The 26,086-nt window shown below is 65.5% G+C and carries 26 protein-coding genes and 1 tRNA gene; 8 read left to right on the forward strand and 19 right to left on the reverse strand.

Annotated features, from left to right (window positions below):
- The 4 genes from PKE71_RS09145 to dusB all read right to left on the reverse strand — a co-directional run bounded on the left by PKE71_RS09145 (nt 1) and on the right by dusB (nt 5,607).
- The gene (locus PKE71_RS09145) at nt 1–2,214 is read right to left on the reverse strand and encodes a sensor histidine kinase (RefSeq protein ID WP_271186660.1); all 2,214 of its coding nucleotides are present in this window, start codon (nt 2,212–2,214) and stop codon (nt 1–3) included.
- A gap of 77 nt (nt 2,215–2,291) precedes the next feature.
- Nucleotides 2,292–3,560: a sigma-54-dependent transcriptional regulator gene (locus PKE71_RS09150; protein WP_271186661.1), complete on the reverse strand. Its 1,269-nt coding sequence runs from the start codon at nt 3,558–3,560 to the stop codon at nt 2,292–2,294.
- Nucleotides 3,557–4,609 carry a two-component system sensor histidine kinase NtrB gene (locus PKE71_RS09155; RefSeq protein WP_271186662.1) on the reverse strand — a complete coding sequence of 351 codons (1,053 nt, stop codon included), beginning with the start codon at nt 4,607–4,609 and terminating at the stop codon, nt 3,557–3,559. Before PKE71_RS09155 ends, PKE71_RS09150 begins: the two co-directional genes overlap by 4 nt.
- On the reverse strand, nt 4,606–5,607 hold the full coding sequence (gene dusB / locus PKE71_RS09160; protein ID WP_271186663.1) for a tRNA dihydrouridine synthase DusB: 1,002 nt from the start codon (nt 5,605–5,607) through the stop codon (nt 4,606–4,608). The genes PKE71_RS09155 and dusB overlap by 4 nt, the downstream gene beginning before the upstream one ends.
- An 84-nt stretch (nt 5,608–5,691) precedes the next feature.
- Between dusB and PKE71_RS09165 the strand changes: the two genes are divergently transcribed.
- Together PKE71_RS09165 and PKE71_RS09170 are read left to right on the forward strand one after the other, a co-directional pair.
- Nucleotides 5,692–6,843 carry a bifunctional 2-C-methyl-D-erythritol 4-phosphate cytidylyltransferase/2-C-methyl-D-erythritol 2,4-cyclodiphosphate synthase gene (locus PKE71_RS09165; RefSeq protein WP_271186664.1) on the forward strand — a complete coding sequence of 384 codons (1,152 nt, stop codon included), beginning with the start codon at nt 5,692–5,694 and terminating at the stop codon, nt 6,841–6,843.
- Entirely contained in the window at nt 6,840–7,340 is a 501-nt protein-coding gene (locus tag PKE71_RS09170; RefSeq protein WP_271186665.1) for a CinA family protein, read from the forward strand. The genes PKE71_RS09165 and PKE71_RS09170 overlap by 4 nt, the downstream gene beginning before the upstream one ends.
- Here the strand turns inward: PKE71_RS09170 and PKE71_RS09175 are convergent.
- The 3 genes from PKE71_RS09175 to PKE71_RS09185 all read right to left on the reverse strand — a co-directional run bounded on the left by PKE71_RS09175 (nt 7,311) and on the right by PKE71_RS09185 (nt 10,327).
- Nucleotides 7,311–7,811, reverse strand: a complete 501-nt coding sequence (locus tag PKE71_RS09175; RefSeq protein ID WP_271186666.1) for a type II toxin-antitoxin system RatA family toxin — start codon at nt 7,809–7,811, stop codon at nt 7,311–7,313. The genes PKE71_RS09170 and PKE71_RS09175 overlap by 30 nt on opposite strands.
- Nucleotides 7,812–7,821: 10 nt before the next feature.
- Nucleotides 7,822–8,799: a lipoyl synthase gene (gene lipA / locus PKE71_RS09180; protein ID WP_271186667.1), complete on the reverse strand. Its 978-nt coding sequence runs from the start codon at nt 8,797–8,799 to the stop codon at nt 7,822–7,824.
- A 904-nt stretch (nt 8,800–9,703) separates the two neighbouring features.
- Nucleotides 9,704–10,327 carry a class I SAM-dependent methyltransferase gene (locus tag PKE71_RS09185; protein WP_271186668.1) on the reverse strand — a complete coding sequence of 208 codons (624 nt, stop codon included), beginning with the start codon at nt 10,325–10,327 and terminating at the stop codon, nt 9,704–9,706.
- A 91-nt stretch (nt 10,328–10,418) separates the two neighbouring features.
- Between PKE71_RS09185 and PKE71_RS09190 the strand changes: the two genes are divergently transcribed.
- Nucleotides 10,419–11,315: a LysR family transcriptional regulator gene (locus PKE71_RS09190; RefSeq protein ID WP_271186669.1), complete on the forward strand. Its 897-nt coding sequence runs from the start codon at nt 10,419–10,421 to the stop codon at nt 11,313–11,315.
- A 72-nt stretch (nt 11,316–11,387) separates the two neighbouring features.
- Here PKE71_RS09190 and rpsI read toward each other — a convergent pair whose 3' ends face one another.
- Together rpsI and rplM are read right to left on the reverse strand one after the other, a co-directional pair.
- Nucleotides 11,388–11,885 carry a 30S ribosomal protein S9 gene (rpsI, locus tag PKE71_RS09195; RefSeq protein WP_348508517.1) on the reverse strand — a complete coding sequence of 166 codons (498 nt, stop codon included), beginning with the start codon at nt 11,883–11,885 and terminating at the stop codon, nt 11,388–11,390.
- Between the two features lies 1 nt (nt 11,886).
- Complete coding sequence (gene rplM / locus PKE71_RS09200; protein WP_271186670.1) at nt 11,887–12,351, reverse strand: 50S ribosomal protein L13; 465 nt, start codon at nt 12,349–12,351, stop codon at nt 11,887–11,889.
- A gap of 224 nt (nt 12,352–12,575) precedes the next feature.
- On the opposite strand from rplM, the gene PKE71_RS09205 reads away from it, so the two are divergent.
- A complete protein-coding gene (locus PKE71_RS09205; protein WP_271186671.1) occupies nt 12,576–13,991 on the forward strand; it encodes an alkaline phosphatase PhoX in 1,416 nt (471 codons plus the stop codon).
- On the forward strand, nt 13,892–15,016 hold the full coding sequence (locus tag PKE71_RS09210) for a hypothetical protein (protein ID WP_271186672.1): 1,125 nt from the start codon (nt 13,892–13,894) through the stop codon (nt 15,014–15,016). Before PKE71_RS09205 ends, PKE71_RS09210 begins: the two co-directional genes overlap by 100 nt.
- Here PKE71_RS09210 and PKE71_RS09215 read toward each other — a convergent pair.
- A complete protein-coding gene (locus PKE71_RS09215; RefSeq protein ID WP_271186673.1) occupies nt 15,013–16,038 on the reverse strand; it encodes a COX15/CtaA family protein in 1,026 nt (341 codons plus the stop codon). The genes PKE71_RS09210 and PKE71_RS09215 overlap by 4 nt on opposite strands.
- 165 nt (nt 16,039–16,203) lie before the next feature.
- On the opposite strand from PKE71_RS09215, the gene PKE71_RS09220 reads away from it, so the two are divergent.
- Nucleotides 16,204–17,448, forward strand: a complete 1,245-nt coding sequence (locus PKE71_RS09220) for an NAD(P)/FAD-dependent oxidoreductase (protein ID WP_271186674.1) — start codon at nt 16,204–16,206, stop codon at nt 17,446–17,448.
- Nucleotides 17,449–17,667: 219 nt separating this feature from the next.
- Here the strand turns inward: PKE71_RS09220 and PKE71_RS09225 are convergent.
- From PKE71_RS09225 to PKE71_RS09250, 6 genes are all read right to left on the reverse strand, one after another.
- Nucleotides 17,668–17,745, reverse strand: a tRNA-Pro gene (locus PKE71_RS09225).
- A 106-nt stretch (nt 17,746–17,851) separates the two neighbouring features.
- Nucleotides 17,852–18,289 carry a MerR family transcriptional regulator gene (locus PKE71_RS09230; protein ID WP_271186675.1) on the reverse strand — a complete coding sequence of 146 codons (438 nt, stop codon included), beginning with the start codon at nt 18,287–18,289 and terminating at the stop codon, nt 17,852–17,854.
- A gap of 36 nt (nt 18,290–18,325) precedes the next feature.
- A complete protein-coding gene (locus PKE71_RS09235) occupies nt 18,326–18,631 on the reverse strand; it encodes an integration host factor subunit alpha (protein WP_271186676.1) in 306 nt (101 codons plus the stop codon).
- A 97-nt stretch (nt 18,632–18,728) separates the two neighbouring features.
- Nucleotides 18,729–19,706, reverse strand: coding sequence for a beta-ketoacyl-ACP synthase III (locus tag PKE71_RS09240; protein ID WP_271186677.1), 978 nt, complete (start codon nt 19,704–19,706; stop codon nt 18,729–18,731).
- Nucleotides 19,703–20,758 (reverse strand): phosphate acyltransferase PlsX, encoded by a 1,056-nt coding sequence (gene plsX / locus PKE71_RS09245; protein ID WP_271186678.1) that lies wholly within the window; start codon nt 20,756–20,758, stop codon nt 19,703–19,705. The genes PKE71_RS09240 and plsX overlap by 4 nt, the downstream gene beginning before the upstream one ends.
- A gap of 96 nt (nt 20,759–20,854) precedes the next feature.
- Nucleotides 20,855–21,391: a ubiquinol-cytochrome C chaperone family protein gene (locus tag PKE71_RS09250; RefSeq protein WP_271186679.1), complete on the reverse strand. Its 537-nt coding sequence runs from the start codon at nt 21,389–21,391 to the stop codon at nt 20,855–20,857.
- A 118-nt stretch (nt 21,392–21,509) separates the two neighbouring features.
- Here PKE71_RS09250 and PKE71_RS09255 point away from each other — a divergent pair, with 118 nt between their 5' ends.
- A complete protein-coding gene (locus PKE71_RS09255; protein ID WP_271186680.1) occupies nt 21,510–22,004 on the forward strand; it encodes an outer membrane protein assembly factor BamE in 495 nt (164 codons plus the stop codon).
- Nucleotides 22,005–22,102: 98 nt separating this feature from the next.
- Here the strand turns inward: PKE71_RS09255 and PKE71_RS09260 are convergent, their stop codons facing one another.
- Both PKE71_RS09260 and PKE71_RS09265 read right to left on the reverse strand, forming a co-directional pair.
- The gene (locus PKE71_RS09260; protein WP_271186681.1) at nt 22,103–22,891 is read right to left on the reverse strand and encodes an acyl-CoA thioesterase; all 789 of its coding nucleotides are present in this window, start codon (nt 22,889–22,891) and stop codon (nt 22,103–22,105) included.
- 65 nt (nt 22,892–22,956) lie between these two features.
- Complete coding sequence (locus PKE71_RS09265) at nt 22,957–23,436, reverse strand: hypothetical protein (protein ID WP_271186682.1); 480 nt, start codon at nt 23,434–23,436, stop codon at nt 22,957–22,959.
- Between the two features lie 163 nt (nt 23,437–23,599).
- Here PKE71_RS09265 and PKE71_RS09270 point away from each other — a divergent pair, with 163 nt between their 5' ends.
- Nucleotides 23,600–24,688, forward strand: a complete 1,089-nt coding sequence (locus PKE71_RS09270) for a serine hydrolase domain-containing protein (RefSeq protein WP_271186683.1) — start codon at nt 23,600–23,602, stop codon at nt 24,686–24,688.
- A 37-nt stretch (nt 24,689–24,725) separates the two neighbouring features.
- Here the strand turns inward: PKE71_RS09270 and PKE71_RS09275 are convergent, their stop codons facing one another.
- Nucleotides 24,726–26,084, reverse strand: a complete 1,359-nt coding sequence (locus PKE71_RS09275; RefSeq protein ID WP_271186684.1) for a pyruvate dehydrogenase complex dihydrolipoamide acetyltransferase — start codon at nt 26,082–26,084, stop codon at nt 24,726–24,728.
- Nucleotides 26,085–26,086 lie beyond the last annotated feature (2 nt).

Consider the following 26,086-nt stretch of genomic DNA (forward strand, 5'->3'; position numbering starts at 1 on the left):
TCAAGCCTCCTTCAGGGATTGCGGCGCCGGATCGGCCATATCCGCCAGCGGGAAGACGAGCCGCACGAGAGCGCCCTGCCCGCTTCGCGGAATGTCCAGTTCCAGACGTCCGTCATGGTCTTCCATCACGCGCTTCACGATGGCGAGGCCGAGGCCCGTGCCCTTTTCGCGCGTGGTCATATAGGGCTCGGTCAGGCGTTCGCGATTGGGCGTCGGCCAGCCCAGACCGTTATCGGCCACCTCGATCACGGCATAACCGTTCGCCTCGGTCAGGCTGACCACGAGCTGCCCCGGGCCGCCATCCCGGTCCATGCGGGCCGAGACGCTCTCGCAGGCATTCTTGAGAATATTGGCCAGCGCCTGAACCGAAAGCCGCGCGTCGCACATGGCGTGAACCTGCACGCCGGGATGCTCGAACACGATCTCGATATTCGGCGAGGCGACCCGCTGGGTGAACACCGAGGATTTCACCAGCTCGCCCATCTCGACACGCTCCACCTTCGGCTGGGGCATGCGGGCAAAGCTGGAGAACTCGTCGACCATACGGCCGATATCGCTGACCTGGCGCACGATCGTGTCGGTGCAGCGGTCGAAGGTCTCGACGTCGGAGGTGATCTCGTCGCGATACTTGCGCCGGATGCGCTCGGCCGACAGCTGGATCGGGGTGAGCGGGTTCTTGATCTCGTGGGCGATGCGCCGCGCAACCTCGCGCCAGGCCGCATTGCGCTGGGCGGTGACGAGACGGGTCACATCGTCAAAGGTGATGACGAGGCCGGCTTCCTCGTCCATTGACGCCCGCGCCGTGAGGTGACGGATCTGGTCGTCCGGCGCCTTGAGATCGATCTGCGCCTCGGCAACGGAGCCCGGCCGACGGCGGGCCTCAGCCGCGATCCCGGCCAGTTCCGGCGTGACTTCGTCGATGCCGACGCCGATCAGATCGTCCGTCCCCGGGGCCAGCATGGAGATTGCCGAGCGGTTGATCAGCGTGATCCGGTTATCCTTGTCCAGACCGATCACACCGGCCCGCACCCCGGCGAGAATCGCCTCGATAAAGGCACGGCGCTGTTCGGATTCGGCATGCGCCTCGATCAGCTCGCGCCGCTGGCTGCGCAATTGCCGCGTCATCCGGTTGAAAGCCCGGGCGAGCGCTGCAATCTCGTCATCCTCGCGCCCCATCTGCACCCGTGCATCCAGATCGCCGCGACGCACACGCTCGGCCGCCCCGACCAGGCGCGAGATCGGCGTCACGACCCGGGTCGCCGCCGACAGGGCCAGCCAGATCGAGCCGATCAGGATGAGGACCGCGACCTCGAAATAAAGGAAGTAGAAGGAGCCGCGGACCCGGCTTTCCTGATTGCCGGCATCGCGCAATTCATTGCGTGCCTGCGCCATCTCCCGGAACAGATCGATATTCACCGGATAGGATACGAAGAGATAGGCGTCCGGATAGGCGTCGAGGCGATAGAGCAGCCGCATCACATCGACCGCCTCGGCCGACGAGCTGGGCGTGGACACCGCGACATCGCCGTCATTGGCATAGTCGTAGAGCGCCTGCGACGGCGCGACATATTCCTCGTTTTCCCGGAAGCGGGTGCGGGCAAGCAAGGTGCCGCGGCCGTCGACAATATAGGCCGCCGCGAACCCGCGCCGCGCGGCCTGGTTATTCAGATAGGTGATGTACTGGATGCGCGCGGTCGTGAAGGCGTCGACGGAGCCATCCTGGCTGAGATCGGTGGCCATGCTTTCCACATGAGCAGAAGCCGTTATCGCTTCGCGACCATAGAAATCGAACGCCACTTCCTCCAGCCGTTCGACCAGGGTGCCAATCCTGTCGTCGAACCACAGATCCACGCCGCGCGTAATGACAAAGCCCAGGAAGATGGCCGCGAGGACGGCCGGCGTGGCGGCAGCGATCGAGAACAGTGCCACGAAGCGCAGATGCAGGCGCGGCGTCGGTTCGCCGAAGCGGCGCGCCCTCACCCGCCGCACAAAGCGCAGCACGACGACCCCGGCCAGGCCGAACAGAAGCACGAGGTTGCCGACGAGGATGCCGAGCGCGATCCGGTTGTTGGCGCCGGTCAGCCCGCCTTCGTTCAGCAGAATGAAGGCGGCCACGCCCAGAAGGCCGAGCGAGACCAGAAAGCCCGCGCCGAACAGCGCGGCCGAGCGCGGAGAAATGTTCCGGATCAGAGTGTTCCTGGACGCGTTCGGCAAATCAGCCTCACTTGCTTCAAGCGACCGAGCTTACTCCTGCGTTGCACGAAATCAACACAGTGCCGCACCCGCAACAGTCAGGGCGTTTCCTCGTCCGTCCCGTCCAGCTCCGACAGCCGCCGCGCCAGCGTGTTGCGGTTCAGCCCGAGCAGGTCCGCCGCCCGTGACCGGTTGCCATTGCAGCGGTCCAGCGCCTGGGTGAACAACGCCCTTTCGAGTGCATCGACGGCACTCTGGCGCGCATCCGGCCGCGACAGGGCCAATGCGGCCAGGGCGTTGGCATGGACGGCAATGTCCTCGCTCAAATCGGCACCGTCGGCATTGAGCGCCTGGGCGACATCGTCCAGACCCGCCACACGGCCCCGCGTCGCCAGGGCCAGGCGTGACAGCACAGAGCGCAATTCGACGACATTGCCGGTCCAGGGCGAGTTCACGAGATAGTCGACGGCCTCCTTCGACAGACGCACTGGATCCTGTTTGTCGCGGCGGGCAAACTGGCCGAGAAAGGCTTCGCACAGCGCAGGGATATCGCTGCGGCGTTCGCGCAGCGGCGGCACGGTGATAACGCATTCCGAAAGCCGGGCCGCCAGCCGGTTGTCGATCGGATTGGACGGCGCCTGCGACACCGTGGCGATGACGCGGCCGGCGCCACCGTCCAGCGCATCGCGGGCCGCACGCTGCTGTTCGGCGCTCCATTCCTCCAGACGCAGCCAGACCACCTGACGGGCGGCCTGGGTGGAGCCGAAAATCTCGGTCGCCGTATTCGATGGCGTGACGACAACGGCATCCTCGGACGCCACACCGCGGGCGCGCAGCAGGGCCTCGGCGGCCTGGCGCTTGCCGACACCGGGCTCGCCCGTAATCATGACATGCGCCTGGCTGGTGGCGGCACGGGCGATCGCCTTGAAGGCCGACTGCATCGCGACGGACTGGCCGATGAAGCCTGTCGGCTCCTCGGTGGAGCGCGATTGCTGGCCGGCCCGTTTGTCGCCCAGCGCTGCGGCAACCGCCGAGATCATGTCATCCAGGTCGAAGGGTTTGGGCAGATATTCGAACACACCGCCCTTGGCGGCATTGATCGCAGTGGAGGCGGTCGCCTGCGCACTCATCACGATGACCGGCATGTTGGGACGCAGGCGGGCGACGAGGCCGAGATTTTCCAGGAAGTTCGTGCCGTCCAGCAGAACGTCGGCCAGCAGGAGATCACCCTCGCCATTGCGGATCCAGCCCAGCGCCGTGTCCGGCGAGGCGGTCGCGCGCACCTGGTAGCCTGCCGAGCCGAGGGCCCGGGAGAGGATGAGTTTCAGGCTTTCATCGTCTTCGAGAAGCAGGATGCGCGCGCTCACGATGTTTCCTCCCTGGCGACCGGCAGGCGCAGGTTGAAGCCCGTCCGTCCCGGTTCGCTTTCATAGTCCAGCTGGCCGTCATGCAGCGCGGCGATGCGCGCGGCGAAAGCCAGTCCCAGCCCTTCGCCCGCCGGCTTGGTGGTGACAAAGGGGGTAAAGATACCCGCGCCCAGCGCATCGGGGATACCGGGGCCGTTATCCCGCACCACAAGGACCAGCGGCGTCGGATTGGCGCCGGTGCGGCTGCGCGGTCCCGTATCGAAGCGCGTCTCGACCCGGATTTTCGGATCCGGCATGTCGCGCACCGCATCCAGCGCGTTCTGCAGGAGGTTCAGAACCACCTGCAGCAGAAGATCCCGGTCGCCATCGACCGGTGGCAGCGAGGGGTCGAAATCCTCTTTCAGGATCGATCTGGCATGCGGATCGGCCCGCACAATGCTCTCCATCGCATCCATGGCGAGGTGGTTGAGATTGACCTCGCCGCGTTCCCCCAGGCGGATATCCCCCACCCGGCTCCAGTGATTGGCCAGGCGGGTGATCCGGTCGACATCCTGGATGATGAGCTGGGCAAGCTCGGCGGCCGCGTCGATATTGCTCTCCCGGCGGATCAGCTGCGCCGCACCTCGAACGCTGGCGAGCGGGTTCTTGAGTTCGTGCGCCAGCATGCGGCCGAAACCCAGCGCCGGCGCCTGGGAGGCCTTGGCGCCCGGTTCCCGGTGCGGCAGCACGGACAGCGTCACCGAAGACGTCTCGTCGGACCAGCGGGCGTGCAGGTCGAAGGGCCCGCCCGGGCCCAGCACACAGCCCAGCGCCACGACGGTGCGCCGTGCGTCGCAGGCCTGCTCGACGATCTCGGCCAGATGGGCGCAGACCGGCGACTGGGTGCCGAAATCGCCTTTCATCAGGTGCCGGGCCGACAGGCCCAGCCATTCCTCGGCCTGGGTATTGGCCCAGGTGAAGCGGGCATCTTCGGAGAATTGCAGCAAGGGGATCGCCGCCATTTCGGCAGCGGGTTCGGCCGGCGATGTCGGTGCCGGACGTCCGTTCATGCGACAGCCCGCTTTTCCGGCACGGCCAGCCGGGCCAGCGCATCATGGATCGCCGTGGCGTCGGTCGAGCGGCACAGCGTGGCTTTCAGTCCCGAGAGCCAGTCCGGATCGCATCCTTCCGCTTGCGCTTCGGCATCAACAAAGGAGGCGAAGTGCTTGCGCATCATGCGAATTCCCAGTTCGCCGCCATAGTGATCGAGCGACATGTCGAACTGTGCGGCCAGCGCAGGCAGCTTGTCGGCCCAGGGCGTTTCGACAGGCTCGCCAAGGAGATCTGCGCCGATCTCGCCGACCAGCCAGGGGCGCCCCTGTGCCGCACGGCCGATCATCGCCGCATCGGCGCCCGAGGCGGCAATGGCCTTGCGGGCATCCTCGGCCGTATGGATATCGCCATTGACGATCAGCGGGATGGAGATCGCCTCCTTCACCGGCCGCACGGCCGACCAGTCGGCCTCGCCCTTGTAGAATTGCTGGCGGGTACGGCCGTGTACCGTCACCAGCTGGATGCCGGCATCCTCGGCCCGCCGCGCCAGTTCCGGCGCGTTGATGCTGTCATGATCCCAGCCCAGGCGCATTTTCAGCGTCACCGGCACGCTGGACGCAGAGACGGTCGCTTCGATCAGGGTCAGGGCGTGGTCGAGATCGCGCATCAGGGCAGAACCGGAGAGCCCCCTGGTCACCTGCCGGGCCGGGCAGCCCATATTGATATCGACGATGTCGGCGCCGGCATCGACGGCGATTTTCGCCCCTTCCGCCATCCAGTGCGCCTCGCGCCCGGCCAGCTGGATCACACAGGGCTGCAGCGATGCGTCCAGTGCCGCCTTGCGCACCATATCGACCCGGCCGCGGGCCAGCGCGTCGCTGGCGACCATTTCCGACACGACCATGCCCGCCCCGAAACGCTGCGCCTGGCAGCGGAAAGGCAGGTCTGTCACGCCCGACATGGGCGCCAGAATGGCCGGAACGGTGATCCGGTGGGGACCGATCGAGAAGTGCATGCGTCTGGACAAATCCTGAAGGGGCGTCGTAAGCCCGTCAGGCTAGCGATTATGCTGCGCTGCGGCAATGCATGAGGGTGCCGGATGACAATCGATGCCATCATCGTGGCTGCAGGACGCGGCGAGCGCGCCGGCGGCGGTATTCCCAAGCAATTCAGGTCCCTGGCAAGCCGCAGCGTGCTGGCGCGGACGCTGGACGCGCTCGCCGGCCATGCTGCAATCCGCCGGGTCGTTGTGGTCGTCAATCCACAGGATACGGATCATGTCGAGGCCGTGCGCGGGGAAACCGCCCGCAGTTTCACAACGGTGCCCGGCGGAGCCACCCGGACCGATAGCGTCCGGGCCGGGCTGGCGGCTCTGGCAGACGATGCCCCCGATGCGGTGATGATCCATGACGCCGCGCGCCCCTTCCTGTCCTCCGCATTGATCGATCGCCTCGCCGAGGCGCTGGACCGGCACGCAGCCGTGATCCCCGCCCTGCCCGCTACCGATGCACTGATGCGGGTGATGACCGATGGCACGATCGTCGAACCCGTCGACCGGGCGGTCGTGCGTGCTGCCCAGACACCGCAGGCCTTCCGCTTCGATACGCTGAGCGCGGCCTATGCCCGGCTCGGCGGCGGCGGGCTGGCGGACGATGCCGCGGTGATCCTCGCCGCAGGCGGTCAGGTTCACACCGTCGAGGGCGAAGCGGAGAATTTCAAACTGACCATGCCGGCCGATTTCCGGCGCGCGGAGGCGATGCTGATGGGCGAGACGATCACGGTGAGCGGCCAGGGTTTCGATGTTCACCGTCTCGAGCCGGCCGAAACGATGTGGCTGTGCGGTGTGGAATTGCATGAAGGTCTGGGCCTTGTGGGGCATTCCGATGCCGATGCGGGGCTGCATGCCGTCACCGATGCGGTGCTGGGCTGTGCCGGCGCCGGCGATATCGGCCAGCACTTCCCGCCCTCCGACCCGAAATGGAAAGGCGCCGCCTCGGACGCGTTTCTCCTGCATGCGCTGGAGCTGCTCGGGCAAGCCGGCGGCGAGGTCATCCATGCCGATGTCACACTGATCGCCGAACGGCCGAAGATCGGGCCCTATCGCGAGGCGATGCGGACCCGGCTGGCGCAGCTCCTGCGACTCGATCCAAAGCGCGTCAACATCAAGGCCACCACGACGGAAAAACTCGGCTTCACCGGGCGCGGCGAGGGCCTCGCCGCCCAGGCCATCGTCACCGCGAGACTGTCATGATCTTCAATCACTCCCTCGTCGACCAGGCGGAAACCCTGCTGGACCGGGCGCGCACCGCCGGCGTGATGATCGCCACGGCGGAAAGCTGCACTGGCGGCCTCGTGAGCGCGCTGCTGACCGAGATCCCGGGATCTTCGGATGTGGTGGATCGCGGCTTCGTGACCTATTCCAACGCCGCCAAGACCGAAATGCTGGGCATTCCGGCGCGCGTCATCGAGGCGCAGGGGGCCGTGTCCGACGAGGTCGCCCGCCGCATGGCCGAGGAAGCGCTGCTGCGCTCGAATGCAGATATCGCCGTGGCGATCACGGGCGTGGCCGGTCCGGGCGGATCGGAGCGCAAGCCGGCCGGCCTGGTGCATTTCGCCCTCGCCCGCCGCGATGGCGCGACGATCACCGAGGTCCACCGTTTCGGTGATCGCGGCCGCGATGCCGTGCGCCTGGCCAGCGTGGCCACGGCCCTCGACCTGTTATCGCAGGGCGTCGATTTCTTTGGATAAGTCCCTGGACGGATTGCCAGTCCGGGTATAGCGCCGTTCAGCCTCGGCCGAGAACTTCTGCACCAGGACACGGCCCGCCCGCTCGCGATTGGTCTCCAGCAGCATCTGCAGGATCGGGTTCTTGAACGCCGCCCGGATGGAGAACTCCACCAGGGTGGAGCCGTCCGACAATTCGCGGAACCGCCAGGCGTTCTCCAGCACCCGGAAGGGCCCGGCCACGAAACTCACATCGATCGAGCGGCGCGAGGCGTCGGCGATCACCCGCGAGGTGAAGCGTTCGGAGACGAATTTATAGCGCACCCGCGCTTCCGCCGTCAGCTCGGTCAGCGGTCCGTCGCGCGCTTCATTGAGCACGCGCATCGCGGTGATCTGCTCGATGAATTCGGGATAGCTGCGCACATCCATCACCAGATCGAACAGATCGTCCGGCGCATGGAAAAGCCGCAGGCGTTCGCGGGTCTCGACGGTCACGCCGGCCCCGTCAGCCGCGCGCCAGCATGGCGTCGCGCGCCTCGCGGAGCTTGCGGAAATCATCGCCGGCATGGTGGCTCGAACGTGTCAGCGGCGTCGCCGACACCATCAGGAAACCCTTGGCGCGCGCGATCGTCTCATAGGCCTTGAACTCGTCCGGCGTGACGAAACGGTCGACGGCGGCGTGCTTGCGCGTCGGCTGGAGATACTGGCCGATGGTCAAAAAATCGATGCCGGCGGAGCGCATATCGTCCATCACCTGCATCACTTCTTCCTTGGTCTCGCCCAGGCCGACCATGATGCCCGATTTGGTGAATTGCGCCGGATCGCGCTCCTTCACCCGCTCCAGAAGGCGCAGGGAATGGTAGTAGCGCGCGCCCGGACGGATCGAGAGATAGAGCCGCGGCACGGTTTCCAGATTGTGGTTGAACACGTCCGGCCTGGCATCAATGACGCGCTCGGCCGCACCCGGCTTGCGCAGGAAGTCCGGAGTGAGGATCTCGATCGTCGTACCCGGCGTCTCGCGGCGGATCGCCTCGATCACATCGACAAAGTGCTGGGCACCGCCATCGTCCAGATCGTCGCGGTCGACCGAGGTGATGACGACATGGTTCAGCCCCATCTGGGCCGTCGCCTCGGCAACGCGGCGGGCCTCGTCATGATCGACCGGGCCCGGCAGGCCGGTCTTCACATTGCAGAAGGAACAGGCGCGGGTACAGGTATCGCCCAGGATCATGAAGGTGGCGTGCTTCTGCTCCCAGCACTCGCCGATATTCGGACAGCCGGCTTCCTCGCACACGGTGACGAGACCGCCCTTTTTCACGATCTCCTGCGTCTCCGAGAAGGTCTTGCCCAGCGGCGCCTTGACGCGGATCCAGTCCGGCTTGCGCAGGACGGGCGTATCGGCACGCTTCTGCTTTTCCGGGTGACGGGCAGCGCGGGCGTCGGACGCGGCGCTGCGCGCCGTATTGTCGATCAGATTGGCCATGCCCAGCACATAAGCCCGTGCGCGGTTTCCATCAAGTTGAGCCTGCTGCTGGCAGGCCTGCGGAAATGCGGGGGACGCAGTTTTCGCCCCACTCCCTCCACTTCCCCCGGCCCCGGAATAAATCCGGGGAAAGCAGTGTGTGGTGATGCCACCCAGCACGAAACCCTCCACGGGCAGAACCCTGGAGATATGAGAGGGGTGCGGGATGCACGGCGGACATCGTGTCCGATTTGAAGTGTTGGTGGTGATGCCCGAGGCATCCCGCACGCGGAGATTTACCCGGGTCCCTTGCGGGCCCCGTCTCGAAACCTGCAGGCACGCTCCGGTCGAGCTTTGTGCCGGTGTCCCCGCAGATGGCCACGCCGGAGCCTGATGCTGTCACCCACCAGGCGCGGACGAGCTCCGCACGCTCCCGGGCACAAGGGACTGAGCTCATGCCTCCCATCCCGGAAACCGATGACGATGGTAAGGGCAAATGAGCGGGCGGGGATAAGTTTCCGGCCCAGGTCCCACACTCCGTCATCCTGACGAAAGTCAGGACCCAGATCGTAAAGGGAGATTTTCGCCAGGCGGGCTCAGATCGAATGTCGGCGATGTGAGGGATAAGTGCGAGATCGCGGCCACCGCGCTCTATGAACTGGGCCCTGACTTTCGTCAGGGTGACGGTGCTTGTTGGAGCGTTGGTGCCTTCTCTTCCAACGCTCTCACTTTTCCCGGACGGAGGCCTGCGCAGGCAGGCTGCAGATCCGGGACCGACCGAAGATCATTTCAAGCGATGCGCTTCCCATAGAACCCGGCACTGCGCCCGGCCTTGGCCGGGCGTCCGGCCGGGAAAATGCGTAGGATGACAAGGAAAAATGCGTAGGATGACAAATTGAGGGCGGCCTTGGCCTGCCCGAGCCCCCTACCCCGGCTTGCGGCAGACCAGGAAGAGGGCCTTGGAGCGTTTGGGCCACCATTCGTACTCAATTGTGAAACCGGCGGTTTCCATGCTTTTGCGAAGGCGGCGGGCCGACAGGAATTTTACGTGCGGGGCCAGGCCGAAGAGCTGCATGAGCGGGATGACGGGCACCAGGAACCACAGCCCGTCGGCGATACACACCGTGCTGGTGACGAAGACGCCGCCGGGTTTGAGCAGGCGGAAGGCGCGGGCGATCGCGGCTTCGGGATCCTGCATCAAATGGATGATGGACAGGCCGAGGACGGCATCGAAGCTTTCCGGTGCCGCGTCCAGCTCGTCGAAATTCGCGCGCTGGAAGGTGATGTTCTGCACACCGGCCTCGCGCGCCCGTTCGCGGCCGAAATTGAGCATTTCATCGGAAATGTCGGTGGCCAGGTAATGCTTTACATGGGGGGCGTGCAGCACGGCCGTGCCGCCCGTGCCGCAGCCGAATTCCAGTACCTCGCTGTCGGGCGTGAGATACTCCCGCGTCTTTTCCAGCTTGTGCTCATAGGCCGCCTCGTCGCCGATCGGCGCCTTGAAGTATTTTTTCGCCGTGCGGTCCCAGAAGCGGCGGTTGCGGTCCATCGGTTCAATCCCCTGTTGGTCAGATCCCCATGTACCCATACGCAAATCGGATATAAATCTGCAAATCCCTGTAGCTGATATACGAAAACCGATGAACTGGACGAGTATCGCCTTTGACTGGAACCAGGTCCGCGCCTTTCTGGCGACGGTGGAGGAAGGCTCGTTTTCCGCAGCCGCCCGCGCTCTGGGCCAGACCCAGCCAACCCTGTCGCGCCAGATCACGGCGCTGGAAGAGGCCCTGGGCATCACCCTGTTCGAGCGCGGCCCGCGCGGCATGCGGCCGACCGGGGCAGCGCTGGAACTGGTCGAACATGTCCGCGCCATGGGCGAAGCGGCCCAGCGCATCTCGCTGACCGCGTCCGGCCAGGCCAATTCGGTCGACGGCTATGTCTCGATCACATCGACCGACCTGGTGGCGACCTATTTCCTGCCGCCGGCGCTGGAACGCCTGCGCACGATCGCGCCGAAACTGCAGATCGAGATCATCGCCTCCAACACGGTACGTGACCTGACCAAGCGCGAGGCGGATATCGCCATCCGGCACGGCCGCCCGGACCAGCCGGACCTGATCGCCCGCCTGCTGGGCGAGACCAGTGCGCATCTTTATGCCGCGCCGGCCTTTCTCGACCGGGTGGGCCGGCCGCAAACGGCGGAGGAGGTCAGCCGGCTCGACTTTGTCGGTTTCGAGCGCGATCCGCGCATCCTGGAATTTCTACGGGAGCTGGGGCTCGATCTCACACCGGAGAGTTTCCGTGTCACCTCGGAAAGCGGGCCGGCCTATCTCGCCCTGATCCGCCAGGGTTTCGGCGTCGGCGTGGTGACGCGCGACATGATCGGTTTCTGTCCCGATCTGGAGCCGGTCTTTCCCGCCCTGCCCCATATCCCGGTCCCGGTCTGGCTGGTCACCCACCGCGAACTCAATACCAGCCGCAAGATCCGGCTGGTCTATGACATACTGGCCGAGGAGCTGGGCAGGCTGTGGCGGTGACCCCGCAATAAAAAAACGGGCGGCGCCAGCGGCACCGCCCGTCTCTTTGAAATCGGATCGCTCCGAAAACCCTTAGCGCTTCGAGAACTGGAAGCTGCGGCGGGCCTTCTTGCGGCCGTACTTCTTGCGCTCGACCACGCGGCTGTCGCGGGTGAGGAAGCCGTTGGCCTTGAGCACCGGGCGCAGGCCCGGTTCGAACAGGGTCAGCGCCTTGGAGATACCGTGACGCACGGCACCGGCCTGACCGGACAGGCCGCCGCCGACGACGGTGGCGACAATGTCGAACTCGTCCTTGCGCTCGGCGGTTTCCAGCGGCTGCTGGAGCAGCATGCGCAGAACCGGGCGGGCGAAATACTGCTCCTGGTCCTTGCCGTTCACAGTGATCTTGCCATTGCCGCGCTTGATCCAGACGCGGGCGACCGCGTTCTTGCGCTTGCCGGTCGCGTAGGCGCGGCCGTGTTCGTCGATCTTGGGCTCGGCCGGGACAGACTCTTCAGTCGCGACGGCGCCGGTGTCGGCGTCCTTCATGACGTCTTTCAGGTCTTCGAGCGAGCGGGCTTCGTCACTCATATCAGCCTCGCGAATTCTTGGTGTTCATGGACTTGAAGTCGACCACTTCCGGCTGTTGGGCCTCATGCTTGTGGTCGGCACCGGCGTAAACACGCAGGTTCGAGAACTGCTTGCGGGCCAGCGGGCTGTCTTTCGGCAGCATGCGCAGCACGGCCTTCTCGACGACGCGTTCCGGGAAACGGCCGTCCAGCAGCTTCGCCGGGCTGGTTTCCTTGATGCCGCCCGGGTGGCCGGTGTGCCAGTAGTAACGCTTGTCGTCGCGCTTGCGGCCGGTGAACACGACCTTCTCGGCATTCACGACGATCACATTGTCGCCCATGTCGACATGCGGGGTGTAGTCCGGACGGTGCTTGCCGCGAAGACGCGTCGCGATGTAGGCAGCCAGACGGCCGACAACGGCGCCTTCTGCATCGATCACGACCCACTTCTTCTCGACATCCGCCGGTTTCACGGAATAGGTCTTCATAACTCTCTCGCCTTTGGCCGGTCGGCCCCGGTTTGAATTCGAGCGCGCCGTTTAGAGGTGAAATACGAACCGGTCAAGCCTCGGCGGAATTCCGCGTTGAATTTTATACACCTGCGCATACGGTCAAATGATACCACATATATCGCATACGTCATTTTTCCGTCGTGAACCCGTTGTATTGCCACACTAAATTACACCCTCCCCAGACCGTCCGGAGTTGTTCGATGTCCCTGTCCCGCCGCAATTTCCTGAAATCCGCCACAGCGACCTCCGTCGCCTTCGCCGGACTGCCGGCTCTGGCCGGTTGTGCACGGGCTGACGGGATTACCCAGCCCTGGCTGAACCAGGTCGAAGGCTATGGCGCGCTGGTGGCCGATCCGGCCGGCCTGTTCGACCTGCCCGAGGGCTTCACCTATGAGGTCATCTCCACCGTCGGCGATGCCATGACCGACGGTCTTGTTGCGCCGGGCGATTTCGACGGCATGGCCTGTTTCACCCGCGCGGACGGCAAATGGGTCCTAGTGCGCAATCACGAGCTCACGCCGGACGAGATCGAGAAATCCGCCTTCGGACCCGATGCGGCCGGTCTCGAGCTGATCGATCGCGACAAGGTGCATGACTGGACCGATGACGGCGCACCGCATCTGGGCGGAACGACCCACCTGGTCGTCGATCCGGAAACCCTGGAGGTGACCGAGCAATACATGTCGCTCGCCGGCACGATCAATAATTGCGCCGGCGGGCCGACGCCCTGGGGCAGCTGGATCACCTGCGAGGAGACCGAGTGGCAGGTCGGCGGCGATGCCCGGGTCGATCATGGCTATTGTTTCGAGGTGCCCGCGGATGCGACGGGCCTGGTGACCCCGGTGCCGATCACCGGCATGGGCCGTTTCCGTCACGAGGCGATTGCCGTCGATCCGGCCTCGGGCTGCGTCTACCAGACCGAAGACCGCCGGGGCCTGGCGCTCTTCTACCGCTATATCCCGGACGTGCCGGGCGAGCTGGCGCGCGGCGGCCGCCTGCAGGCGCTGGCTGTGCGCGGTCAGCCGGGTCTCGATACCCGCAACTGGACCGGCAACAGCCTGCCGGTCGGTGACTGGCTGGAGGTGGAGTGGGTCGATCTCGCCGATGTCGAGAACCCCGACAATGACCTCGCCGAGCGCGGCCATGCCGATGGCGCCGCCATGTTCACCCGCGGCGAGGGCCTGTGGTGGGGCGAGAATGAATGCTATTTCGCCTGCACCGATGGCGGCCCGGAACGCATCGGCCAGATCTTCCGCTACCAGCCGAGCCCGTTCGAGGGCACGGACCGCGAATCCGAACAGCCCGGCCGCCTGCAGCTCTTCGTGCAATCGGACGATGCACGCGTGATGGAGAAATGCGACAACGTCTGCGTGGCGCCCTGGGGTGATCTCATCGTCGTGGAAGACGGCGACGAGGATCAGTACATCCGCGGCGTGACGCCCGAAGGCCGCGTGTATACGATCGGCCGGAATGCCGATGCCGACGCGCTCGGCGAGAAAAGCGAGATTTGTGGTCCATGCTTCAGTCCCGACGGTTCGACCCTGTTTTTCAACATTCAGCGCAATCCCGGCCGCACCTTCGCGGTGCGCGGTCCCTGGTCAGAGCGCTCGCTGTAGGCACCAGCCTGCTGGCGCTGGCCGCCTGCGGCCAGACAGGCGAGGACGCAGCCGAGACGCCGGATGCGGCAAGCGGTCCGGAGACGCTGGAAGTGCTGGTCACGGCAGCTTTCACCGGTGTGGAAGGCGGTGCCAGTGCCCTCGCCTTCCTGCCGGACGGCGACGCCCCTTCGCTCGGCCTGGTGATTTCGGCGCCGCGTGAAGGCGGTCTGGACATCTTCAATCTGGACGGTGAGCTGCAGCGGCGTCATGCCGGTGCGCGCCTGACTGGTCTGGCGACCGCCCCGGACTTCCAGCTGCGCGGGGAAGACCTGCCGCTGGTCTTCGGCGCCTCGCCCGATAATGGCGCCGTGTTCGGCTATGCCATCGTGCGCAACGGCACCCAGGTGCTCGACCTGCCGCTCGGCGAGACCGGTACGGATGGCGGTGTGGCCGGCCTGTGCCTGCTGCGTGAAGGTGCCGGCTTTGTCGAACTCGTGGTGCTGGAAACCGGTGCGACCGCCAATGTCTGGCGCGTGCGCGATGCCGGTGGCGACACGCTGTCGGTGGAAGAGATGCGCAGCTTCCCGCTGCCCGCCCCGGCGCGCCAGTGTGCCGTATTCGATGGCGATATCTATACCGCCAGCCCCGCTGCCGGCGTGACCCGCCTGTCGGCCGAGGGCGCGGTCCTGGCCGAAGCCAACATCCCCGCCTCCGGCATCGCCGTGGGCGAGTTTTCCGGTACGCGCCTGCTCCTGGCCACCGACGGCGCCGGCGAGACTGTGCGCAGCTTCGATGCCCGCACGCTGGAAGAGCGCGATGCCATCGATGTCGTCGATGGCCTGTCCACGCCGGGCATCGGCCGGCCGGGTGCGATCGCCGTGTCGCCGGCCGATTACGGTTTCACCGCCTATTCCAACGGCATGCTGTCGATCTTCGACCAGGCCGACCAGCGTGTGAAAGTAATCTCCCGCGACGCCTTCTCACGCGCCGTGATCACCGGCAGCAATCCGGTCGGCACGCAGACCGACGGCGAGGCGGGCTAAGCGGCCCGCCGCGCCGTCCAGGCGGCGCACAGTGTTGCAACGAACAGCAGGACGGCACCCAGCTGATGCGCCAGTGACAGGCCCAGGGGCACGACCGCCAGCAATGCGGCGATGCCCAGGGCGACCTGACCGATCACCAGGGCCGGCAAGATCACCATGAAGGGCTTCAGCGACACGCGCGGCTCGCGCCAGATCGTCACGGCGTAGGCGAACACGGCCAGCGCAACGAGATAGCCTGTCCAGCGGTGATGCATCTGCACCGCCGCATGGCTCTCGAAGATCGCCGGGAAGAAATTCATTCCGCCCAGATAGCCCTCCGGGACCAGATCGCCATTCATCAGCGGCCAGGTGTTGTAGATGCGGCCCGCATCCAGCCCGGCCACGAAGGCGCCCAGTATGATCTGCAGGAAGACCAGGGCCAGGAGGGCGAAGGAAACGCCGGCCAGCGTGCCGCGGCGCAGGGGTGGCGGTCCGAACCGCGCTTCCAGCGACAGCCAGACCGAATAGCCCAGAATGATGAAGGCCATGCCCAGATGCGTGGCCAGCCGGTACTGGCTGACATCCAGACGGTCGACCAGCCCGCTGGCGACCATCCACCAGCCGATCGCGCCCTGCGCGCCGCCCATGCACAGAAGGATGAAGAGGCGCGGCTTGAGGCGCGCACTCAGATGCCCGCGCAGCCAGAAGAAGACAAAGGGAATGGCGAAGACCAGGCCGATGATACGGCCGAGCTGGCGATGCCCCCACTCCCACCAGAAAATGAACTCGAACTCCGCCAGCGTCATGGCGGAATTCTGTTCCTGGAATTCGGTGGTGCGCTGGTAGAGGCGGAATTCCTCCTCCCAGTCGGACTGGGTGAGCGGCGGGATGGCGCCGGAGATCGGCTTCCATTCGGTGATCGACAGGCCACTGTCGGTCAGCCGCGTCGTGCCGCCGACAATGATCATGCCGACGACCATCAGGGCGACGATGAGCAGCCAGTTGGAAACGGCGCGACTGGTGGTACTCGTATGGTAGGCCATGGAACCTCCGCTGCGCGGTAACTACCGCAATCGACGGAGGGGGCAAGGCCCGGGGCGCAGCTTCAGGCTTGCACGGCCAAGTTTGCACTCGCACATCGTACAGCGACGCGCCATTGTGTCGCAGACAGAGCAAAAGACGACAATCACGACGGGGATCGATAGAGCATGACGGATGCGACGGTGATCATTCTGGGGGCCGGCCAGGCCGGCGGGCAATGTGCCGCGAGCCTGCGGCGGTCCGGTTTCGACGGACGGATTGTCCTCGCCGGCAGCGAACCGCATCCGCCCTACCAGCGTCCGCCGCTGTCCAAGGCCTATCTGGCTGGCGAGATCGGCGAGGACCGGCTGTGGCTGCAGCCGCCGGACGTCTGGGCCGACCAGAAGGTCGAGCTGCGCCTGGGCGTCACCGCCACAGCCATCGACCGGGACGCGAAAACCGTCCGCTTCGACGATGGCACGACGCAGACCTATACCCATCTCGTCATCGCCACGGGATCTCGCGTGCGCCCCCTGCCCGTGCCCGGCGCCGATCTCGATGGCGTGCGCTATTTGCGCACCATTGCCGATATCGACGTTCTGAAGGCCGATTTCCAGCCGGGCAAGCGGATAGCCATTGTCGGTGGCGGTTATATCGGCCTGGAAGCGGCCTCGGTGGCGAAGAAGCTGGGCGCCCAACCCGTGGTAATCGAGGCGATGGACAGGCTTCTGGCCCGCGTCGCGGTGCCGGAATTGTCAGCCTTCTATCTCGACGCCCACCGCACGCGCGGTGTGACGGTCGAACTCTCCGCCCAGGTCGAGGCCATCGAGGGCAGCCAGGGCCGTGCCGGCGCCGTGCTGCTGGCCGACGGTCGCGAGATCGTCTGCGACAGCGTGCTGGTCGGCATCGGCGTCCTGCCCAATCAGGAACTCGCCTCCGCTGCAGGCCTGACGACGGGTAACGGGATCAGTGTCGACAGCGAATGCCGCACCTCGGATCCTGCCATCTTCGCGATCGGCGATTGTGCCGAGCAGGAGAACTGGCTGACCGGTACACGGATCCGGCTGGAATCCGTGCCCAATGCGCTCGACCAGGCCAAGCACGCGGCCGCGGCGATCTGCGGTACACCGGCGCCCAAGCCGGAAGTGCCCTGGTTCTGGTCCGACCAGTTCGAGCTGAAACTGCAGACCGCCGGCGTGATCGGCCAGCAGGACACGACGCTGCAGCGCCGGCCGGCCGACCCGGCCGCCGGCCATTTCACACTTTTCCATCTAAAGGACGGCGTGTTGATCGCGGCGGATTGCGTCAATGACGCTCACGGTTTCATGGCCGCCAAGATGATGATTGCCCAGCGCGCAAAACCGGACCTGGACGATCTGGTCAATCCGGACGTGCCGATGAAGGATGTGATGAAGGCGGCTTTGGGACGGTAAGGCTTCGTTTTTTGCCCTAGCCTCTGTTGTCATCCCGGACGCATGCCCGGCCTTGAGCCGGGTGGAGGTCCGGGACCCATCATCACGGTGCTTATCGGGCTATCACCAAAGTCGACCCTGCTTTCGTCCAGCAACGAGCGTATGGATCCCGGCTTTACGCCCCGCTTGCGCAGGGCATCCTGCCGGGATGACAATAGTGGGCGTGCTCAACACGAAAAATGGTCGGAGCGGCGAGATTCGAACTCGCGACCCCCGGTCCCCCAGACCGGTGCGCTAACCGGGCTGCGCCACGCTCCGACACTCACTTTTGGACAGGCGGACCCGTCCGATGGGGAGGCTGGTTATAGGGTGAGGCGAAACCGGCTGCAACCAGCCTGTCAGCGGAAAATGCAATCGGTGCGGCTTACGGCTCGATGGCCGATTTCAGCTTGGCGCGGGCGTTCTCGAGATCGGCGATGATGTCGTGCAGCTGGCGCTGCGGCCCGTCGGCCGGACGCGGCGCGGCCGCTGCCGGCGTTTCGATATCGGCGGCATCGACCGCCATCGGCCCGGTTTCAACCACACCGGCGCCGAGGTCCATCACGGAGGCGACGCCATTATCCTTGAGGAATTTGCGGGCGCCCTTGATGGTGAACCCGTCTTCATAGAGCAGCCGCTTGATGCCGCGCAGGAGCTGCAAATCCTGCGGCCGGTAGAAGCGGCGCCCGCCGGCCCGCTTGAGCGGACTGATCTGGGGAAACTTGCTCTCCCAGAAACGCAGGACGTGCGCGGGCACATCCAGCTCCTCGGCGGCTTCGGAGATGGTCCGGAAGGCTTCCGGCGATTTCTTGCTGACCGACATGTGCTACCGCGCCAGCGCCGCCCTGCCCGCTCGGGATCAGTCCTTGGACAGGGAGGAGTCGACGCGCTCCTTCAAGACTTGCGACGGTTTGAATACCAGAACGCGGCGGGCGTCGATCGGGACTTCCACACCGGTCTTGGGATTGCGCCCGACCCGGCCGCGCTTGTCACGCAACAGGAATGACCCGAAGGATGAGAGTTTGACACTCTCGCCCGAGGCCAGCGTATCCGAGATCATGCCGAGTACGGATTGAACGAGATCGGCCGATTCCTGCCGCGACAATCCGACTTCCTGGTACACGGCTTCCGCCAGATCGGCTCGCGTTAAAGTTTTATCCGACATAACCATCCCCACATAGATGAAGACAGGCTACGCCTCCTTGCCCGGTCAGGTCAACGCCAAGGCCTTGGTTCGACGGAATAAACACGATAATTTCGCGCTAGAAGCGCGCCAGGACCGCGCCCCAGGTGAAACCGCCGCCCAGCGCCTCCATCAAAACGAGATCGCCCCGCTTGATCCGGCCGTCCTGGACCGCCCGGTCGAAGGCGAGCGGAACGGAGGCGGCCGAGGTATTGCCATGATCGGCCACGGTGGAGATCACTTTTTCGGTCGGGATCGACAACTTCCGCGCGACGCCTTCCAGGATCCGCTGATTGGCCTGATGCGGCACGAACCAGTCGACCTCCTCGATCGACACGCCGGCCCGGCCGGCGATCGTCGTCATCGACTCGGCGATATTGGTGACGGCATGGCGGAAGACCTGGTTGCCGATCATGCGCAGATGACCGACCGTGCCGGTGGAGGACGGGCCGCCATCGACATGGAGCAGATCCTTGAAGCGGCCGTCCGAGCGCAGATAGGTCGCCAGCACGCCGTCGGCGCCTTCGGTCCCGGCCGGTTCGCCGGCGGTCAGCACCATGGCCCCCGCCCCGTCGCCGAACAGCACGCAGGTCGAACGGTCGGTCCAGTCGAGAATGCGGGACATCGTCTCGGCCCCGACGACCAGCGCCGTTTCCGCCTGGCCGCGTGCGATCATGTTGTCGGCGACCGAGAGCGCATAGACGAACCCGGTGCACACGGCCTGCACGTCGAAGGCCGCGCCCTTCGTGGCACCCAGCCGCGCCTGCAGCATGGTACCGACCGAGGGAAAGGTGAAGTCGGGCGTCGTGGTTGCCACGACGATCAGATCGACATCCTCGGCGGTCAGCCCGGCATCGTCGAGCGCACGGCGGCAGGCCTGCTCGGCCAGGTCCGCCGTGGTCACGCCGTCCGGTGCGATATGACGCTGACGGATCCCCGTGCGCTCGCGGATCCAGCTGTCGCTGGTATCCACCATGGCGGCGAGGTCGTCATTGGAGAGAATCCGGTCGGGCAGATAGCTCCCGATGCCGGCAATACGCGCAAGTCGGTCGGTCATGAGGCCGCAGCGACACCCTGTTCTTCGGATTGGGCGAACTTGTCGAGATTCTTGCGGATCTCGGACATGAAATCACTCCGGGCCATGACATAGGCAAGACCCAGTGCAGAGGCGAAGCCTTCGCCATCGGCACCGCCATGGCTCTTCACCACGATGCCCTTGAGGCCCAGCAGCACACCGCCATTGATATAGCGCGGGTCCATGCGCTGGCGCAGCCGGTCGAGCGCGCCGAGCGAGAGGAGGCCGGCGGCGATCTTGCTGAGCAGGGAGCTGGTCAGCGCCTCGCGCACCCAGCCGGCGACCAGGCGCGCCGTGCCCTCGGCGGTCTTCAGGGCGATATTGCCCGTGAAGCCGTCCGTCACCACGACATCGATGCTGCCGCCGGAGATGTCATTGCCCTCGATGAAGCCCTGATAGGCGATATCGAGACCGGAGGAGCGGATCAGCTGGTCCGCCTCACGCACGATATCATTCCCCTTGAGCTCTTCCTGGCCGACATTCAGCAGGCCCACGGTGGGCGCCTCGCCGCCGAACACGGCGCGGTGATAGGCCTCGCCGAGAATCGCGAATTCCACGAGCTGGGTCGCACCGCACTGCACATTGGCACCGACATCGAGCACGACGGTATGCCCCTTCGGCGTCGGCCAGTTGGCCGAGATCGCCGGGCGGTGCACACCCTTCTTCATGCGCAGGATGACCTTGGAGATCGCCATCAGCGCGCCGGTATTGCCGGAGGACACGATGGCGCCGGCCTCCCCGGCCTTCACCGACTGGATGGCGTTCCACATCGAGGAGCCGCGCGCCCGGCGCACGGCCTCGGAGGGTTTGTCGGTCATCTGGACGAGCGTGTCGGTGTGCCGCAATTCGCAGACGGCGGCGACCTTGGGGTTCTTGTCCAGCAGCGGTTTGAGCAAGGCTTCATCGCCGTGAAGAAGGTATTTCACCTTGCGGTCCGGCCAGCGTTTGAGCGCATGGCCAATACCCTCGACGACCGCCTGGGGACCCAGATCGCCCCCCATGGCGTCAACGGAAATCGTGGGGATAGCTGTCATGAGCCGCGATATTCAATCCTTCGCAAGGGTGGCGTAGCGCCGGAGCCCGCGGAACTTAGACCATGATTGTCGAGATGCAAGGCGGCAGGCCTGCTGTCACGCCGCGGGAAAGGCCGGGCGCTCACCGGCCACGAGCGGTTCAGCCCCCTGCCCGCGCAATGCGGCAGCGGCCGAGTTGACGTATAGGGCAAGGCGTTCTGCGCGTGCGTCCGGGGTTTCGAGCCCGAGCAGATTGCGGGCGAGAACCTGCTGCAATTCCCGGCCTTCATCCTCTGCTTCCAGTGCCGTCTGGAGGGCCTGGGCGCGGCCGTAAAAGCCCTCTGCCATGAAGCGGATCTTCTTGCCGACCGCCGAATCTCCCACACCGAGCTCGCGCATGGCCGCATCGAAATCGTCGAACATGACATCGAACAGGGCCTGGCTGACGGCCTTGGCCTTCTCGTCCTGCGATGTGCGCAATTCCAGGATCGCCAGGGCTGTGTGAAGCACGACCAGTTCGAAACGCCCTTCCAGCGTGTCGGCCACGCCCGCCTCGCCATACAGGGCGGGCTGGCGCGCAGCGTCGACAATGGCGCGATAGAGCGTTTGAGCGGTCTGTTTTTCCGGCTTGGGTGCAAACAGGCGGCGCAGCATGCGATTGCGGGCTCCCATCAATTCGCGCTTGAAGCTAAGCTCACCCTTGGTTAGGTCAAGACACGGCAACAGGGCCGCGATGTGCCTGCCCGTCGTTCGCCAGGGAGTTTTGAAGTCCATGAAGCGTCACCTCAGCCTCGCCCTTCTGGTTGCCGTCAGCGCTGCCGGCGTTTCGGCCTGCAACCCGGTGCTTCGCTCCCACGGCTATCGCTACACGGTGACCGAAGAGCCGAACATCGTGCCGGCCGAAGACACCCGCGACACGGTTCTGGCGCGTCTGGGCAATCCCTCGACCACGGGCACGTTCGAGGAAGACACCTGGTACTACATCTCCTCGACCCGCGAGAGCCTGGCCTATCTGCGCCCGGCCACGCGCGATCGCCGCATCATCGCGGTCAGCTTCGACGATGCGGGCACGGTCGCCACGGTGAATGAATACTCGCTGCAGGACGGCCGTATCGTCGCCTATGCCGATCGCGAAACCCCGACCCGCGGCCGCGAGCTGAGCTTCCTGGAACAGCTGCTGGGCAATGTCGGCCGTCTGCCGTCCGAACAGTTCGGCGGCGAGCAGAACCTGCCGGGCGGTGCCGGCGGTCCGCGCCGGGACCAGTAGTTCCGGCCGGAGCATTTTCGGCAAGAGTGGGAACCGGTTTTGCGGTTCGAAAGTGCGACCGCTTTGAAAGCCCAGAGCTCAATAGCGATGAAATTACGCTAGACTTTCAGGGGCGATGCCGGGGTCGGCTGCCCGTCCCCGTCCAGCGCCACCATGACATAGCTTGCCTCGCCGACGAGACGGCGCTCGCCGCTCATCAGATCCTCGGCTTCCGCGCGCACCGCGACCTGCATCGAGGTGCGGCCGACCGACACCACATCCGCGATCACGTCCAGCAGCTCGCCCTCTTTCGTGGGGGCGATGAAGTCGATCTTGTCGGATGCGGCCATGCCGACATTGCCGCGCGTGTGGCGCGAGGCGGCGATATAGGCCGCCTTGCCCATCAGCGACATGGCATTGCCGCCGAACAACTGGCCCAGATGATTGGTGTCACCCGGAAAGACGAGCTGCAGCGTGCGCGCATAACCCGCCGGGCTGGGCGCGAAATCGGGCCGCGAATCGGGCGCCGGCGGCAGGCGGTCCGGATTGGCCTTGCGGTCGGCAGCGACCATGGTGAAAGCGCCACGGGTGCAGATATGACGTACGCCGGTCAGGAGATTCTCCGCCGCCAGTTCGACATCGACGATCATCGAATGCCGCCCCACCATGCGCACCTGGCCGGTCAGCTCGACCAGATCGCCGACATGGGCCGGTGCAACGAAATCCAGCTTGTCGCACGACGCCGTCACGAAGGGCCGCCTTGCATGCCGCGCCGCGACGAGGAAGGCGACCTTGTCCATCTCGGCCATGGCCGCACCGCCGAAATAGCTGCCCTGGTGATTGGTCTGGTGCGGAAACACCAGATCGGTATGGCGGATTTCGGCGAGATGGGCGGGCTGGGATGTCATGATCGGCCTCCTGCAGGAAACCGGAAACTACCGGTATTTGCAGGGCTTCGCATCCGCGGGTGCAGCTACCCGGTCACAGCGATCCACACGCCCTCGCCGACACGGTCCGTGCCATTGCGGCGTGAATGCAGGCGCAGCCAGGTGAAGCGGCCTTCCTGCGGTTCGTCCCAGATATCGATCTCGACGATATGGCCCATACCGTAGGCGCCGGAATCGCGGTGCCACTCGATGCCCGGATCGGTGTCATCGTGCAGTTCCAGCGGCGAGTCGTTGCGGGTCTCGTGGGGCTGCCAGCCCTTCGGCCAGCCGCCATGGGGGCTGACCTCGATCTGCCAGGCCGGCTGCCAATACCAGGCGTCATCCTGCCAGACGCCGTAGCGCAGGCGGGCGGCGGTCTCTCCGGCGATCTCGACATGCAGCGCCCGCGCACCGTCTTCGCTCTGCCACAGGCCCTCATAGGGCGCCAGGACCGCCAGGTCCGGATGGACGCCGGCAGGAGCCTGCAGGGCGGCGAGGCCCAGAAAAAGGATCGAGATACAGGACATGCGGGCAGTGTGCCTGCTGCGGGCGCATGCCGCCCTCCCCGGTTCGGGGGACGCGGCGGCGCATCTGAACAGATCGACATCTGCCGGTCACACTCCGGATGGGGCGGCATCGCCAAGAAAGATCCCGCACGCCGGACAACCGGCCACTGAACTGGGGGATTTCATGTTCAATCATCACACCGCGCTTCTGACGCGGATTTCCATTGCCGCCGCGTCCAGCCTGGCTGTTCTGTCCGGAACGGCGCTGGCGCAGGGCGCGCCGGACTGCAGCGTCTATCCGCTGGCAAGCGCCGCCGATCCGGCCGCGCTCGGCTGGAGCGGGAGCGATCTCGCAGCGCTGGATGCACGCGCCGAAGAGCTCGGCTCGGCCGCGCTGATGATCGTGCAGGGTGGCGAGATTGTGTACAGCCGGGGCGAGATCGAACGTCCCTTCCTGCTGCACTCGCTGCGCAAATCCGTGATGAGCGCGATGATCGGCGTGCTGGTCGACAATGGCGCGATCACGCTGGACACAACACTTGCCGAGCTGGAAATCGATGATCTGCCCGGGCTGACCGAGACCGAACGCAGCGCGACCGTGCGCGACATCATCACCGCCCGCTCAGGCGTCTACATCGCCTCGGCCGCCGAGACGCAGGCCATGGCCGATTCCCGGCCGGAGCGCGGCGCCTATGCGCCCGGCGAGCACTGGTATTACAACAACTGGGACTTCAATGTTGCAGGGCATATCTTCGAGCGTGTATCGCATCGCACCTATAATGGTGCCTTCCAGCGCATGTTCGCCGAACCCATGTGCATGCAGGACTGGAACGCTTTCGGCTCCTACCGCTTCTACGCGCCGGGCACGGCCTTCCCGGCCTATCACCTGCGCATCTCGGCCCGCGATCTGGCACTGTTCGGCCAGCTCTTCCTGCAGGACGGGCAGTGGAATGGCGAGCAGCTGATTTCGGCCGCGTGGGTCGCCGACAGCACGGCCACCCACTCTCAGACCGAATGGCCGGGCGCCTGGGCGGGCGGCTATGGCTATATGTGGTGGAAACCGGCAGATGACGCGAGCGCAGAAGCGGCCGGTCTGGCACCGGACATGTATACCGGCGCCGGCGCAGGCGGACATTATCTGACCGTCATTCCCAGCCGCGATATGGTCATCGTTCACCGCATGGATACCGACCAGCCCGGCACGCCGCGCCTGGGGATGACAGCCTACGGCGAATTGCTGGCCGAGATCCTGGCGCTCGGCCAGCCGGACTGACCGGCCTGCCTGAACGTCGGACGTCGGAGACCCGTGGCTACATCAGCATCGTCATCGGGTCTTCGACGAAGGTCTTGAACGCCTGCAGCCACTTCGCGCCGGTGGCGCCATCGACCACGCGGTGATCGCAGGTCAGCGTCACCGTCATCACCGTCGCGATCGCGAGCGCCCCGTCCTTGACGACCGGGCGTTCTTCGCCGGCCCCGACCGACAGGATCATGCCCTGGGGCGGGTTGATGATGGAGGCGAAGCTGTCGATGCCGAACATGCCCAGATTGGAGAGCGAGAACGTGCCGCCCTGGAATTCCTCGGGCTTCAGCTTCTTCTCGCGGGCGCGGGCAGCCAGGTCTTTCATCTCGCGGGAAATCTCGACCAGGCCCTTTTGATCGGCATCCTTGACGATCGGCGTGATCAGACCGCCCTCGATCGCCACGGCGACGGAAACGTCCGCATGCTTGTGCCGGGCGATATGTCCGCCCTCGATCCAGGAGGAATTCGCCGCCGGCACCTTCTTCAGCGCCAGGCCGGACGCCTTGATCAGGATGTCGTTGACCGAGACCTTGTCGCCATCCTTCTCGGCGGCCGCATTGACCCGCTTGCGGAAGTCCAGCAGCGCGTCGATCCGGCAATCCACATTGAGCGGGAAGTGCGGGATGTCCCGGAAGCTCTCGGACAGGCGCTTGGCGGAAATCTTGGTGATATTGTCGGCCTTCTCGACCTCGTAGCGGTCACGGGCGATGCCATAGGCCTTGAGCGGATCGTCCATGTCGACCGGAGCCGCGGCCGGGGCCTCGGCAGCTTTGGACGGCGCGGCCGACGGCTGGGCTTTCTCGACGTCACGCTTGACGATCCGGCCGTAAGGGCCGGAACCCTCGATGGTTTTCAGGTCCAGACCCTTGTCGGCCGCGATGCGGCGCGCCAGCGGGCTGGCCTTGATCCGGTCGCCATCCCTGGACGGCGGCGGCGGTGCCTTGCTTTCGGCAGGCACGTCTTCAAGCTTGCGCGTGCTGGCGCTGCCGGAGGATGTCTGCGACTTGGCTTCGGACTTCGTTTCGGCCTTTTCGCTGGCTTCGCCAGCGCCCCCTTCGTCTCCGCCCTTGGCGGAGCCACTTCCCCCACCTTCGGCGGGGGCAGAAAGCGCGCTCTCGTCCTCGCCCTCTTCCAGCAGGATGGCGATGACGGCGTTGACCTTCACGCCCTCCGTGCCTTCGGAGACCCGGATCTCGCCGACGACGCCCTCGTCGACGGCTTCCACTTCCATGGTCGCCTTGTCGGTCTCGATCTCGGCAATGACGTCACCGCTCTCGACGGTATCGCCCTTTTTCACATGCCATTTGGCCAGCGTGCCCTCTTCCATCGTGGGCGACAGGGCGGGCATCAGGATTTCAATCGACATGG

The sequence above is a fragment of the Maricaulis virginensis genome (assembly GCF_027922185.1).
Taxonomy (GTDB): Bacteria; Pseudomonadota; Alphaproteobacteria; order Caulobacterales; family Maricaulaceae; genus Maricaulis; species Maricaulis virginensis.